Annotated in this window: 14 protein-coding genes; 7 read left to right on the top strand and 7 right to left on the bottom strand. The window is 47.1% G+C overall.

The features are described from left to right. Positions 1 to 66 precede the first annotated feature (66 nt). The 4 genes from AC3IT7_RS00940 (at position 67) to AC3IT7_RS00925 (ending at position 3842) form a co-directional block, all read left to right on the top strand. A complete protein-coding gene (locus AC3IT7_RS00940; RefSeq protein WP_489249084.1) occupies positions 67 to 729 on the top strand; it encodes a 3'-5' exonuclease in 663 nt (220 codons plus the stop codon). 409 nt (positions 730 to 1138) lie between these two features. After that, positions 1139 to 1909 carry a hypothetical protein gene (locus AC3IT7_RS00935; protein ID WP_489249083.1) on the top strand — a complete coding sequence of 257 codons (771 nt, stop codon included), beginning with the start codon at positions 1139 to 1141 and terminating at the stop codon, positions 1907 to 1909. Between the two features lie 199 nt (positions 1910 to 2108). Next, the gene (gene hisA, locus AC3IT7_RS00930) at positions 2109 to 2843 is read left to right on the top strand and encodes a 1-(5-phosphoribosyl)-5-[(5-phosphoribosylamino)methylideneamino]imidazole-4-carboxamide isomerase (RefSeq protein WP_475655092.1); all 735 of its coding nucleotides are present in this window, start codon (positions 2109 to 2111) and stop codon (positions 2841 to 2843) included. A gap of 66 nt (positions 2844 to 2909) precedes the next feature. Next, positions 2910 to 3842, top strand: a complete 933-nt coding sequence (locus tag AC3IT7_RS00925) for a DMT family transporter (RefSeq protein WP_489249082.1) — start codon at positions 2910 to 2912, stop codon at positions 3840 to 3842. A 58-nt stretch (positions 3843 to 3900) separates the two neighbouring features. On the opposite strand, the gene AC3IT7_RS00920 is transcribed toward AC3IT7_RS00925, so the two are convergent. Genes AC3IT7_RS00920 through AC3IT7_RS00910 form a run of 3 tightly spaced genes read right to left on the bottom strand, consistent with a single transcriptional unit; the run spans position 3901 to position 5917 of the window. Further along, positions 3901 to 4296 (bottom strand): DUF4870 family protein, encoded by a 396-nt coding sequence (locus AC3IT7_RS00920; protein WP_489249081.1) that lies wholly within the window; start codon positions 4294 to 4296, stop codon positions 3901 to 3903. A gap of 20 nt (positions 4297 to 4316) precedes the next feature. Then, the gene (locus AC3IT7_RS00915; protein ID WP_489249080.1) at positions 4317 to 4943 is read right to left on the bottom strand and encodes a DUF1294 domain-containing protein; all 627 of its coding nucleotides are present in this window, start codon (positions 4941 to 4943) and stop codon (positions 4317 to 4319) included. Positions 4944 to 4969: 26 nt separating this feature from the next. Then, entirely contained in the window at positions 4970 to 5917 is a 948-nt protein-coding gene (locus tag AC3IT7_RS00910) for a homoserine kinase (RefSeq protein WP_489249079.1), read from the bottom strand. Positions 5918 to 6030: 113 nt separating this feature from the next. Between AC3IT7_RS00910 and hisF the strand changes: the two genes are divergently transcribed. Beyond that, complete coding sequence (gene hisF, locus AC3IT7_RS00905; protein ID WP_475655095.1) at positions 6031 to 6789, top strand: imidazole glycerol phosphate synthase subunit HisF; 759 nt, start codon at positions 6031 to 6033, stop codon at positions 6787 to 6789. A 283-nt stretch (positions 6790 to 7072) separates the two neighbouring features. Here the strand turns inward: hisF and AC3IT7_RS00900 are convergent, their stop codons facing one another. Continuing rightward, on the bottom strand, positions 7073 to 7717 hold the full coding sequence (locus AC3IT7_RS00900) for a hypothetical protein (RefSeq protein WP_489249078.1): 645 nt from the start codon (positions 7715 to 7717) through the stop codon (positions 7073 to 7075). 108 nt (positions 7718 to 7825) lie between these two features. On the opposite strand from AC3IT7_RS00900, the gene AC3IT7_RS00895 reads away from it, so the two are divergent. After that, on the top strand, positions 7826 to 8839 hold the full coding sequence (locus AC3IT7_RS00895; RefSeq protein WP_489249077.1) for an AraC family transcriptional regulator: 1014 nt from the start codon (positions 7826 to 7828) through the stop codon (positions 8837 to 8839). Between the two features lie 138 nt (positions 8840 to 8977). Here the strand turns inward: AC3IT7_RS00895 and AC3IT7_RS00890 are convergent, their stop codons facing one another. Then, positions 8978 to 9223: a hypothetical protein gene (locus AC3IT7_RS00890; RefSeq protein ID WP_489249076.1), complete on the bottom strand. Its 246-nt coding sequence runs from the start codon at positions 9221 to 9223 to the stop codon at positions 8978 to 8980. 79 nt (positions 9224 to 9302) lie between these two features. Next, entirely contained in the window at positions 9303 to 10385 is a 1083-nt protein-coding gene (locus tag AC3IT7_RS00885) for a DNA/RNA non-specific endonuclease (protein WP_489249075.1), read from the bottom strand. 265 nt (positions 10386 to 10650) lie between these two features. Here AC3IT7_RS00885 and AC3IT7_RS00880 point away from each other — a divergent pair, with 265 nt between their 5' ends. Then, the gene (locus AC3IT7_RS00880) at positions 10651 to 11208 is read left to right on the top strand and encodes a hypothetical protein (RefSeq protein WP_489249074.1); all 558 of its coding nucleotides are present in this window, start codon (positions 10651 to 10653) and stop codon (positions 11206 to 11208) included. 74 nt (positions 11209 to 11282) lie between these two features. Here the strand turns inward: AC3IT7_RS00880 and AC3IT7_RS00875 are convergent, their stop codons facing one another. Next, complete coding sequence (locus AC3IT7_RS00875; protein ID WP_489249073.1) at positions 11283 to 13163, bottom strand: potassium transporter Kup; 1881 nt, start codon at positions 13161 to 13163, stop codon at positions 11283 to 11285.

Here is a 13163-nt window from a genome sequence, read left to right as displayed (position 1 = left end):
TATTTTTGCCTAAACACAGAAAAGCCATTAAGCTGAGTTCCCAAACCCAGTGAACTATTGATGCTTATGCAAGCGCTCCCGCCGACAATACTGCCGAGCAAAGAACAGATTCAGGCCTTTCCAGTATTTCAAAATCTTCCAGTGCAGCAGATTCAGGTGATTAACAGTCTGGAACATTGCCTGAGTCTGGAACAGGAGCTGAAAAGCTGTGCCGTTCTGGGTTTTGATTCTGAATCCAAGCCAACCTTTAGGGTCGGTGAAGTCTCGACCGGGCCACATCTGATTCAGCTGGCGACTTTAAACCAGGCCTATTTATTTCAAATGAATCCGGCCATCTGGGCTTTTCTTGCGCCAATTTTTGCCAGTCGCGACCAGATCAAGGTCGGTTTCGGGCTGAAAAATGATGCGCACCTGTTCCGTAAAAAAGGCATTGAACTGAATAGCGTGATTGAGCTATCGAAATGCTTCGGTGATTTTGGCCTAAAAAATCCGGTCGGACTGAAAAATGCCATGGCCTTGCTATTTCAAGTGAATTTTCCTAAATCAAAACGGATTAGCACCTCAAATTGGGCCAGCAAGAATTTAACGCCTGCCCAGATTGACTATGCAGCCGCAGATGCCTATGCGCCAGTACTGGTATTTGAAGAATTGCTGCGCCGTAATCTGCTCCCCAAAGAGATTCCAAATACCTCACTAAAATTACGTTTACGCCAATCATCCAGGGCTTAAAATTTTTGGCTTACCCCTCATATTGTAACTTTGTGTAAATCAAATTCTGCTCCAAAAACTGGCAATATTTCAAGCACTCACCTATTAAATCCAAGTGAATCTGTCGGATTTTAGTCTCTTGGTTCACTTGAAACCGAGATTCAGATGGATTTATGCCCAAGCTTGAAGCAGCAATCAGAAAAAAGCACCATTAAATTCAAATTAATCTACTGATTTTATTTACATTTTAAAACAAAAACTATTTTTATCTTTAGCAATTTGAATATATTCAATTTTTTCTTAATTTGTTTATTGTTCATGATTTATTTACAGTTTTTCAGATCTGTTTTTTCGTAAAAATTTTGCTAAAACATGAGTCATCTTATTCATCATCCGGTCAGGATGTGTATTTTTTAGAGGGTAAATACAGATGTTCGGTTTATTGAGTGGAAAAATCAGTGGCGTGCTGAGTCTGGCACTGCAAGGTATTACCACAGCACTCGGGGTGCTGACTAAAACCGTGATTACAGTGGTCGATGAGGTGGTATCAACCGTATCGGATCTGACTGCGCCTGTTAGCGATCAGCTCGGCACACTGCCTGTTGTGGGAGATCTGCTGTCGACCGTCCTGAATGTCAGCACCGGCCTGGTCAGCGGTGTCAGTGAAGGTGTGCATGCCATCTCGGATCAGTGGATTGCAGGAGACCTAAGCGGCGGTGTTAATACTGCCTTGAATGGTACAACTGATCTGCTGGGTCAGAGTTTAGGGGGGGTATCGGATATTCTGGACAGCGTGCTTGCGACTACGGCCCCACTCACCACCCCATTGGCTAACTTACCGTTACTGGGCGATGTGGTGACGGCAGTTGGGCAAACTGGCAGCAATCTGAGTGGTCTGATCGATGAAACCGGACAGTATGTCGCAGCGATCAACCCGCTAGAGCTGCTGAACAGTACCTTAGAAAATCCGGTCGCCAGTGTTGGCGGCGTGATTCAGGATATATCCGGTACAGTCGATGCCCTGCTCAATGATCTTGCTCCGGTTACGGATGTCGCGGGCAGCCTGCCAGTTGCAGGTGCGGTGGTCGGTTTAGTGGGTGAAACTGTCAGTGCCGTGAATCAAGGGCTTTATGATCTGGGAGCGCAGCTGGGCCAGGTCAATTCACTGGAGCATCTGTCTCAAACTTATAGCTATGTCTAATCAGTGTGACGATGAAAATACAGCAGATCGCATGCGCAGTTGCTGAATCATTAAAATGATGAAAATAAATTACCTGACTAAGACCTGTCTCCGGACAGGTTTTCTTTATTGATACTGTTTAAGAGTTAGAAATTTCGACTTTATTTGCTAAGATGAAGCCACTGAAATTCATTCTAAAGATTAAGCAAGGAGCGAAAGCATGCTGATCATCCCTGCAATTGACCTGAAAGATGGCAAATGTGTCCGTTTAAAGCAAGGTCGTATGGAAGACGATACCGTATTTTCTGACGATCCGGTCGCAACAGCACAGCATTGGGTAAATGAAGGCGCTCGCCGCTTGCATTTAGTGGATTTAAACGGTGCTTTTGCAGGTACGCCTATCCATAAGCCAGTGGTTGAAGCGATTGCCAAAGCTCAGCCAGACTTGCCAATCCAGATTGGCGGTGGTATCCGTTCCATGGAAACCATCGAGCATTATCTGCAAGCGGGCGTATCTTTTGTGATTATTGGTACCAAGGCAGTTCAGGATCCTGAATTTGTTGAGGAAGCATGCAAAAAATTCGCAGGTCATATCATTGTCGGCATTGATGCCATGAATGGCATGGTCGCAACCGATGGCTGGGCCAATGTCACTGACGTCAAAGCGACCGATCTGGCCAAGCGTTTTGCCGATGCAGGCGTGTCGAGCATTGTCTATACCGACATTGCACGTGATGGCATGATGCAGGGTGTGAATATTGAGCAGACCGTGAACCTGGCACAATATTCAGGTTTACCTGTGATCGCTTCAGGCGGCGTAACCAATATGGATGACGTACGTAACCTGAAAGACCAGCCAGGCATTCTGGGTGCCATTACCGGTCGTGCCATTTATGAAGGCACCTTAAGCTTACGTGAAGCACAGTTATTGCTAGATGAACAACAGGCGCTATAATTAAGTCTGCTGTAAAAGAGGTCTTCGGACCTCTTTTTTATTTTTTAAATTTTCCGATCTCCTGACATGCCGACCCTCACTTCCAGCTTTCGCTCTTCTGCCCTGAAGGCCAGATTTCCACAATTCGCCTTGATCCTGATTACCCTGATCTGGGGCGGCAGTTTTATTACCGTACAGTACGGACTGAATTTTAGCAGCCCGCTTATGTTTGTCGGTCTGCGTTTTGCTGCGGCCGCTATTGCCATAACCCTGATCTCGTTCAAATCCCTGACTGGCATGACCCTGAAAGAAGTTTTTGCCGGTGCAATGATCGGAATGATGATCGCCTTTGGATACGGCACCCAGACCGTGGGCTTACAGACCATCAGTAGCAGTGAATCGGCTTTTTTAACCGCCCTGTATGTTCCGCTGGTGCCGATTCTGCTCTGGCTGCTGTTTGGCAAAAAACCGCAGGTGATGACCTGGATCGGAGCGCTGCTTGCGTTTATAGGACTGGTATTTTTGACCGGCAATGGTTTTGCTGGCATTCAGCTCAGTTTTGGACAAGCCTTAACCCTGCTCGGTTCGATTGCCATTGCACTGGAGATTATTCTGATCAGCCATTTTGCCCAGCAGGTCAATGTACGTCGGGTCACGGTGCTGCAACTGATTTTTGCGGCCTTGTTCTGTTTTCTGATCGCACCTGTTTTCGGTGAATCCCAGTTGCCTGAATTTCACTGGCATCTGGCAGGAATTCTGGTCGGTTTAGGCATGGCCAGTGCCCTGATTCAGCTGGTCATGAACTGGGCGCAGCGCATGGTAGAGCCTTCTCAAGCCGCGATTATCTACGCCGGTGAACCGGTATGGGCTGCACTTTTCGGCCGACTTGCAGGAGAACGTCTGCCGGCGCTGGCGCTACTGGGTGGATTGATGGTGGTACTGGGCGTGATCGCCAGTGAATGGAAACCAAAGTTTTTAAGAAAAAACCGAGCAGAAGAATTCAAGCAAGATCTTTCCTGACTTCTCAGTCCCCCTTTAATCAAGGGGGATTTTTTTGCCTGAGAAAAGAGGACTAAAATTATTTTGTGTACATTGGCCGGTTGTCATTCAAACGCATCATGCCGCGAATTGCGCGATATACAATCCAGACCCAGGCCAGAAACACCACCAGCAAGCAGAAAGCGGATGCGCCAAAGGCCACACCTGCAAACAGGTTCGGGTCTTCGCCGGTAAAAAACAGAAACAAGAATGGAATAAAGGCGATGACATTCCAGACCAGATACCACCAGAAACTGCGGATCTGCCAGGTGAAATGACTTTCAAAAATTGAACCGCGTACATCGCCACGTTTGACGTAGTTAATGATCAATGCCACGATGGCCAACAGGCCAGCGCTAAAAATGGCCACAATATATAAGATGTAGAGTGCGAAAGTCAGTGTGCGGTTTGGGTCTTTATCAATGGAATAGTTCACGTCCCCTCCTGATGCTCCCCCTAAATATTTAAACTGTTAAATGGGGAAATTAGCCATAGAATCAAAATGATGTTAAAGGCTATAGTACAAAAATATATCTGCCGGAATGGTTGTTTTTGTGTTTTATGTCGCAGTTTTTGCTGTGCCAGCCAGGCTGCCGGCCAGCCACCTAAAAAAGCCAGCAGATGCAGGGTATTTTCCGGAATACGGCGATTACCCAGCTGGGCCGCTTCCTTGTCTTGTGCATAGAGCCAGTAGCTGAGCGCATTCATCAGACTGACCAGCAATAACACCAGTCCACTAAGCAGCCCGCCCAGGGTTAAAGCGCTTAGAAACAGGATATACACCACACAGGCAATCTGCATTGCTTGTAATTTCTGTGCCTGCTGTGGCTTGGACGGTTTGAGCTTGGCCTGAGAGGTTTTGGTTTGTGATGCCTTCAGATACATAACCTGCTGCGCACGATAACGTCCGCGCTCATCCAGAATGACCAGATAATCCAGGGCACAGCCGACAATCGGACGGGGCCCCTGCTTGGCAAAGTCCTTGATATGCAGAAATACGCGATCTTTGGCCGGATCAATCGGTTGAATAAAGCCATAACCCTTGTCATCAAACCACTCCACTAAACGTCCCTGATCACGCATTTTTTTATCCTGTTGTATGTGAATACTTAAGCTGTGACGAATTTTAGTCGTTCAATCAACATATTGCGCATTTCATCCGGATTTTTTTGCAAAATATCTTCACCAGTACGACCCAGTGCCGCATTCCGCTGAGCCACCTGTAAACGCATCATCCAGAAACGCCCTGCGGCCATGGCCAGATACAGTTCCAGACAGGCCTTTTCATCATGGGTTAAGGGACGGATAGTTTCATAAGCATTTAAAAAAGCAACTGCACGTTCTTCATTCAAGCTTAGCGCTGGATAATCAGTGCAGAAGTCATTCAAGGTAATGGCAATATCAAACAGCAGTTCATCTTTATTCAGTTCATAAAAATCCAGAATGCCATTCAGCTGATCGCCCTCAAACAAGGTATTGTCGCGGAACAGGTCGGAATGAATAAAACCACGTGGACGGTCAGGATAGACTGCGGTTAAAGCCTCATACAGGCCTAAAAGCTTAGCCAGCAAGGCCTTGTCGGCCGGACTTAAACTCGGTTTGATCTCTTTGGAAACTGCCAGCCAATAGGCATGGTCGCGCACGAAATTACGCTCTAGCTGGAAGTCTTGCAGTGCCACGTGCATTTTCGCCTGCGCTACGGCAATCGCTGCAGCTTGTGCCACGGTCGATGGCATCGGATGTTCACCCAGCATACGTGGTGCAATCTGTGCCGGTTTATCTTTAATGCTGTGAATGGCTTTGCCTGAATGTGATAACGGTACCGGAACGGCCACACCGGCCTGACCTAAATGCTCTAGTACCGGCACCATCTCACCGGCGGCCTGTTCATCCATATCTTCAAATACGGTCAGCACATATTGCGCATCTTCGCAGACCAGAAAATAGTTGGTATTTTGAATACCGCCTTGAATCGGAATCAGGTCAATTGCCTTTAAACCATAAGGCGCTGCAAAATCCTGAACTTCCTTTAAAGTCAAAGTGGTATAAACCGACATAGAAAACCTGCGAAAAAACTTACATAATTTTGCTAGAATACCGTTTCCATCTGCCAAGGTGTAGCGCTTGCGTGGGTGAGTTTCATAATCGGCTGTAATAATTGGAAAAATTTATGCTAGCTAAACGTATTATTCCTTGTCTGGACGTGGATAACGGCCGCGTGGTCAAGGGTGTCCAGTTCCTTGATATTCGTGATGCGGGTGACCCGGTTGAAGTGGCGCGCCGTTATAATGAACAGGGTGCCGATGAAATTACTTTCCTTGATATTACCGCTACACATCATGGACGCGATACCACTTACCGTACCGTAGAACGTATGGCCGAATCCGTTTTCGTGCCTCTCACCGTCGGTGGCGGTGTACGTAAAGTCGAAGATATCCGTTTACTGCTCAATGCCGGTGCAGATAAAGTCAGCATTAACTCTGCTGCAGTATTTAATCCTGAGTTTGTCCAGGAAGCATCTCAACGTTTTGGTGCACAGTGCATCGTGGTCGCAATTGATGCCAAGAAAACCGGTGAAGACAAATGGGAAATTTTCACCCATGGCGGCCGCAAGCCGACCGGAATTGATGCCTTGGAATGGGCAGAACAAATGGCCAATTACGGCGCAGGTGAATTGCTGATTACCTCGATGGATGCCGATGGCACCAAAGCCGGCTATGACATTGCCCTGATGCGTGCCATCAATGACCGGGTCACCGTACCAACGATTGCTTCTGGCGGTGTGGGAACGTTACAGCATTTGGCCGATGGCATTATTCATGGCGGTGCCGATGCAGTACTGGCAGCGTCAATTTTCCACTTTGGCCAGCACACCATTCCGGAAGCCAAAGCCTATATGGCAGCCCAAGGCATTGAAATGCGCCTCTAAATTATTTTAGATGATGATTCAATTAAAGAGTGTTTTTATAAACACTCTTTTTTTATGTCTCAGATAAAACAAATCAGGCAAATATGGACAAAAAAAAGGAGTCTTTCGACTCCCTGTAAAACCAAGAAAAGACTACAGCACTTGGTATTCAAAATAACTTATTACACCACACACTCCAGTATGAGGCTTCACTCACCGACAGCAGTGAATATAGGGCAAATAAACAGCAGAATATTGACAATACAAGTGTATTTTATTGACAAATCACGACAACAACCGGTTTTTAGCCATTTACTGGCATATTTAAATGATGAGTCGCAGTGTTTTGCGCTGTTTTAGCCGGAGTATGTGCCCATGTGGCCGGACAATAGCGCGCTGCCCAACTATTCAGTTTTTTCGCTATGGGTGCAGGCAGGACCATACCTAAAGGGTTCTGTTCCTGTAGATCTGCAGAGGAAATCACCCGGGTACCCAGCAGGTAATCAAACCAGGGCTTGGTCACACACCAGTTGGCATCCTGATTGCTGTTCATGTGATGGTCATAATGCCAGGGCAGCTTGTTTTTCGCCCATTCCGGTTCCAGATGAGCCCGCCGATGCAGATAATAATAGTTACCTGCACTGTACAGGGCGGCCAGTGACATGCCTTTGGAAAAAGGATAAAAACTCAGCCCAAACACGGTCGCGACAACGGCAAGAGAAGCAATTTCATTGCGGGTTCGCCAGTTATCCAGCCCTTCTACATAGCCAAAGTCGGAAAATTCGGTCTTGCGCACAATCCGGTGATGCTGCCAATGTGAGCGCATACTCTCAGGCACCGGACTATAGCGGCTCTGTCCCTGGCGATGAATCCCGTGTAATACATATTTATGCGCAAACCATTCAAATCCGTTGGCAACGACTAATCCTGCCAGAAAACCTTTCCACATGATCTTTTCCCTCTTGGCCTATTTTTAATATAGGCTAAACAAAAGGCTAGATATTGACCAAAATATTCAATATGATTGACAAAATACGACAAAATAAAAGAATTAAAAATGCTGGTTCTAAAAAACTACGTAGGCTCGATATACGGTGGTTTAGGACATTTACTTTTGGACTATTATCAGCTGAAACAGCTCGAGGTCCCTGAGAAGTTATTGGCCATACAAAACCTGGAACGCTTTGATTTCGTCCTGTGGCGCGAGCTGCTGACCACACTCGATCAACAGTTACAACGGCCAGCGCTAGGACTGGAAATTGCCCAACTGGTCGAAACCAAACACCTTGGCATTATTGGCTATCTGGCACTTTCCAGCGATACGCTGGGTGAGGCCTTCATGCGCTATCATGCTTACCATCGTCTGATTTATGATGGCAGTGCCCTGCAGATCCAGCATGAAGGAGACTATCTTTCGATTGCCTGGGGAGAAGTTCCTTTCAAGATGAGTACCCAGCTGACCGATGAAATCGCCATTGCACTGATGATTGAATTTGTTAAAGCGAATATTCTGGATAGCAGTCATCTACATCTGCATGAGGTACATTTTCAGCATTCCATGCCCAGAAATATTGCCCTGTATGAACAGTATTTCCGCTGTAAAGTCCGTTTTGGCCAGGCCAAAAACCAGGTGTTAATGCCTGTCAGCGAACTGTCTAAGCCCCTCAAGCAGGGAGATCAGACCTTGCAGAAGCTATTGCAGCAACAGGCCGAAGCCTTACTGGAAAAATTCCCCCATTCCAGTCAGGTTGACCAGCAGTTGCAGCAGGCCATTCTGGTGGGCCTGCAAAAAAACCTGTTTCAGATCGAGCATATTGCCCAGCAAATGCAGTTTTCTGTACGGCAATTACAACGGCATTTGCAAAAACAGGGCAAAACCTATCAGCAGCGTATGCAGGAAATCCGCTGCATGATGGCGATGCAATATCTGAAAGACCCGCACCTGAGCTTACAGGAAATTTCCATGCTGCTCGGTTATTCCGAGCAGAGTGCATTTCAGCGGGCATTCAAGCAATGGACCCAGCTGACACCCCAACAATGGCGTTTGGAATCTTTGACCCGCCCGGTCTAGCACCATGTATTCATGGCCTAAGGTTTGACTCACTTGAGAGACTGCCAGACTAAAACGGCAAACAGTAAAAAGCCCAATCGCGATATTGGGCTGTTCATCCTGTTGCAGATGCAACATCTGCAAAAATACTAAAATTTTTTATAAAAATGGATTTTCGATTTCGTCCAGATCGTCACGTTGCAGCTTTTCTGGCAGATCGGCGGTATTTTCCAGTTGCTGCACCACATCATTTACAAAAGCCTGCAACGCCTTGGCGGCCTTAAGACCTTCCTGATCCTTGGTGATTTGTAAGTTTCCGTACAGGCTGACGCAGTCCAGATCATTTTCCAGGGTCAGATCATGAATCGCATGGGATTCACTGCCATTTTCAAACGCTTTAAACATATCGTCTCCACCTGTCGTTGTTATTGTTCAATGATGCGGTGAGATCCATGCTACCCGAATCTCGATTTTTTCAGCAAGCTTATTTCAATAACTGCAGAATATATTGCAATAGCGCATCTATCAGCTGTTTTACAATTGTATTTTGCGTATCGCTATCTATCGCTCCGCCAGTCGCTGAGGAGGTCGGGCTGCCTGAACCTGAAGATTTAAACTCAGCTTGCACTGCCTGCAGCTTTTCTTTAGGAACTTCCTCGGCACACTGGCTTTCTGCATCCCAGTTGGAATATTCGATTTTCTGATTGGCTTTGACTGCCTTGGCTGTAAGGGGCAGCTTATAGGTATTGCGTTTCTGTTCTTCAGTCAGTTGCGGAAACAGGTTAATACCGAGCTGTTCTTCCAGATAACAGACACTGACAACACGCACTTTGAGCGAATTATCATTCGGCGCATAATAGGCACCAATCGCACCGGTTTTCGGCATATAAACTGCCTTATACACCGCGGTAGGGACAATCACCCCATTGCCAATGGTCTTTAACTTTTTCGCAGCAAATACCGGCCCGGTAACGACATAGACATCCTGCTTCTGTTTGGTGACAATAGCACGGGTGGCTTCTTCCAGCTCACGCCAGACCTGCTGATTGTTTTTCGGTGCTTGTGGCACCATATTGGCCAGCGAGAAACTGTCAGACTGTGCCGCCTTGTTCGGCATGTCGGCATTTGGCGCCATATGGCCCCGGTCATAACCTGAACCACGATAATCGGCCAGCGTCGCCCGATGTGCGGGTTTGACCTGGGTTTCTTCATGAAAATTATCTTCACGCGGAATTTTCTGGCTTAAACGTGCCGGGGTCAGTGCCTCGGCGACCCAAAGCGGTGTTTTAGATACTCCGGAATAACCGACATTAAAGCCATTGAAGCACAGTGAATAACTGTCTTTTTTCAGGCTGTCTTTCATCAGATATGGCGGTACATCCCGATAAAACTGTGCCAGACAGGCAGAATCGGATGAAGCAGACAGAGACACCCATTGACTGATTCTTTCCTGACCAAAGGCAATGGCAAAACTACTCGAAGCCACCACGCCGAGGATGACTTTAATACTATTCTCATTTAAAAACTGAAAAAAAGAGTTCTTGGATTTACGCTGCTTCTTGGTCATTATTACACGTACTTTTTAGATCAATGCCGACTTTTTCCGAGCTTAACAAGCTCTATATATGAAGTATATCCTGGCCCCGCCATTCGCTTAGCAAATGAACAATACTGGCCTAAAAACCCCGAGAGTTGTAACAAACTGTCTATTTTTTATTTCTTTTTAAATGAGGTTTCGCAGTCTTTGAGTAGCTTTAATTGGTGTTGCCGGATGAGTGTGTAAAGCTAACCGCCTATTCCAGTTCATACAATTATTAGCAGTGGTGTCAATTATGAATTCCAAACTCACTAAAATATTAGGTTTAGGATTATTCACAGGTGTAATTAGTGCAGGTGCATTTGCCGAGCCACCGGTTCAACCGGGTGAAACACTTGAAAGCTTGTCTAAAGCTAAAATTACTACCACGGTAAATGGTCAGCAAGCGTCTTTGGAAACTCTTGTCAACTCTGGTCAAGTGCGCCTGGTCGATCCGCGTACCGCAGCGCCACAGCCAGCGATTCCAAATGATCCGTCCATGATGCAGGCCCCAGGCAATGCAGAGATGGTATCTCCACAACCACCGGTGGCAGAACCAGGCATGAATGAATCAGAAATGCCGGCCAATCTGACTGAACCCGGCAACAATACCGAAGTAGAAGCCACTACTTCTATGACTGAGCCGCAACAGCAGACGATGCTTGAAGAGCAACAGCAAGCCGCTGTACCTGAAGCCAGTGCCATGAATGAACAAGCGGAAGTTGCAGCTCAGGCCAATGCTGAAGCGGTTCTGATGGAAGAGCCGGTAAATGCAGCACCGGAAATGCCAGCTGCAGTAGAACCTGAGCAATAAGCTAAAATACTCATTTAATTTTTATTGTATTCTCCCTTAAAAAAACCAGAGTCGAACTCTGGTTTTTTTATTGCTTACATCTGAATCTGGGTACCCAGCTCAACCACACGGTTTGGCGGAATCTGATAAAAGTCACTGACCGGACTGGTATTACGCTGCATGGAGATAAACAGTTTTTCCCGCCATGGCGCCATGCCCTCCCCGACAGTATGCATAATCCGCTCCCGTGAGATAAAGAAACTGATCTGCATCAGGTCATATTCAAAATTCCATTTTTGATAGGCCTGTTGCAAGGCTTGCGGAATATTGGGCTGATCCTTGAAGCCATAATAAATAAATACCCGATAAAAATGCTCGCTCAGCTTTTCCAGCTCAACCCGATCCTGACTGTCTACAAATGGTACATCCCGGGTAATCACCGTGAGCATGATATTGCGTTCATGTAAGACCTTGTTGTGTTTTATATTATGCAACATGGCATGCGGGACAATGTTCGGTGTACCGGTCAGGAAAATGGCCTCACCCGGCACAAACTTGGTACCTTCTCCCATTGAAATACTTTTAATAAACAGATCAATCGGCAAGGCATCCTGTTCCAGACGGCTCAGCACCAAAGCTCGGCCATCTTTCCAGGTCAGCAAAATGGTAAACAGCACCGCGCCAATCAGAATCGGCACCCAGCCACCCGAGGTGATTTTTAAAGAAGTTGAAGCAACAAAGACTAAGTCCAGTGCCAAAAATGGCACAGCAAACAGCGCCACTTTCCAGACCGGCCAACGCCATAAACCATAGGCCAGAATCGAGATCAGAATGGTTCCGCAGAGCATGGTCATGGTCACTGCGACCCCATAAGCACTGGCCAGATTGGCACTATTTTCAAACAGTAAAATCAGGATCAAAACCGAGATAAACAGCATCCAGTTAATAAAGGGCAGATAAATCTGGCCACGTTCGACTGCCGAAGTGTGCTTGACCGATAAACGCGGCAAATAACGCAGCTGAATGGCCTGATTGACCATAGAAAATACCCCGGTAATCACCGCCTGCGAGGCAATGACCGCCGCTGCGGTGGCCAGTCCAATCATCGGGAACAGGGCCCAGTCCGGCAACAGCATATAGAAAGGATTGGCCAGCGCTTCAGGACTACGCAGCAACAATGCGCCCTGTCCGGCATAATTCAGCAATAAACACGGCAAGACAATAATAAACCAGGCCAGACGAATCGGCAGACGGCCAAAATGCCCCATATCGGCATAAATTGCTTCACCACCGGTCATGGTCAGAATTACTGCTCCCATGGTCAGAAAAGCCACATAGGGCTGATCAACCACAAAGTGATATGCCCAGTAAGGGTTGACCATCCACAGCACAGACGGGGTCTGGATAATGCTCCACAAACCAAAACCGCCAATCGACAGAAACCAGAGCATGGTTAAAGGCCCGAAAAATTTACCCATGGTGGCCGTACCATGCCGCTGCACCATAAACAGCCCGGCCAGAATCCCGATGGATAAAGGCACCAGCCATTGATTGAAAATTGGGGTTGCAATACTTAGGCCTTCGATCGCAGACAGCACGGAAATGGCCGGGGTAATGATCCCGTCACCAAAGAATAGCGATGCACCAATAAAACCCAAGGCAATCAGGAAAATTTTCTTTTGATCGGCAATCCGTGTGGTTCGCAGGTTTAGGGCCAGCAATGACATGATCCCGCCTTCACCATTGTTATCGGCCCGCATGATCACCGTGACATATTTAAAGCTGATGGTGAGCATCATGCACCAGAAAATCAGCGACAGGATGCCCAGTACAGAAGCTTCACTAATGGCGAGATGTGCGGTGAGGAAGCATTGGCGCAGTGCATACAGCGGACTGGTACCAATATCTCCGAAAACGACCCCAAGCGCAGCCAGTGTAATCACCGGGAGAGCTGCTTTTTGTGCAGTGCTTTGCAT

Source organism: Acinetobacter sp. KH_038 (assembly GCF_057839405.1).
The sequence above is the reverse complement of the archived record's forward strand: the minus strand, read 5'-3'. Positions and strand labels throughout refer to the sequence as shown.

Bases quoted from the DNA above. Each gene is read 5' to 3' on its own strand.
- hisA (WP_475655092.1), top strand. From the start codon at position 2,109: ATGCTGATCATCCCTGCAATTGACCTGAAAGATGGCAAATGTGTCCGT.
- AC3IT7_RS00910 (WP_489249079.1), bottom strand. From the start codon at position 5,917: ATGTCGGTTTATACCACTTTGACTTTAAAGGAAGTTCAGGATTTTGCA.
- AC3IT7_RS00900 (WP_489249078.1), bottom strand. From the start codon at position 7,717: ATGTGGAAAGGTTTTCTGGCAGGATTAGTCGTTGCCAACGGATTTGAA.
- AC3IT7_RS00880 (WP_489249074.1), top strand. From the start codon at position 10,651: ATGAATTCCAAACTCACTAAAATATTAGGTTTAGGATTATTCACAGGT.
- AC3IT7_RS00925 (WP_489249082.1), top strand. From the start codon at position 2,910: ATGCCGACCCTCACTTCCAGCTTTCGCTCTTCTGCCCTGAAGGCCAGA.
- AC3IT7_RS00940 (WP_489249084.1), top strand. From the start codon at position 67: ATGCAAGCGCTCCCGCCGACAATACTGCCGAGCAAAGAACAGATTCAG.
- AC3IT7_RS00875 (WP_489249073.1), bottom strand. From the start codon at position 13,163: ATGCAAAGCACTGCACAAAAAGCAGCTCTCCCGGTGATTACACTGGCT.
- AC3IT7_RS00935 (WP_489249083.1), top strand. From the start codon at position 1,139: ATGTTCGGTTTATTGAGTGGAAAAATCAGTGGCGTGCTGAGTCTGGCA.
- AC3IT7_RS00895 (WP_489249077.1), top strand. From the start codon at position 7,826: ATGCTGGTTCTAAAAAACTACGTAGGCTCGATATACGGTGGTTTAGGA.
- AC3IT7_RS00890 (WP_489249076.1), bottom strand. From the start codon at position 9,223: ATGTTTAAAGCGTTTGAAAATGGCAGTGAATCCCATGCGATTCATGAT.
- AC3IT7_RS00885 (WP_489249075.1), bottom strand. From the start codon at position 10,385: ATGACCAAGAAGCAGCGTAAATCCAAGAACTCTTTTTTTCAGTTTTTA.
- hisF (WP_475655095.1), top strand. From the start codon at position 6,031: ATGCTAGCTAAACGTATTATTCCTTGTCTGGACGTGGATAACGGCCGC.
- AC3IT7_RS00915 (WP_489249080.1), bottom strand. From the start codon at position 4,943: ATGCGTGATCAGGGACGTTTAGTGGAGTGGTTTGATGACAAGGGTTAT.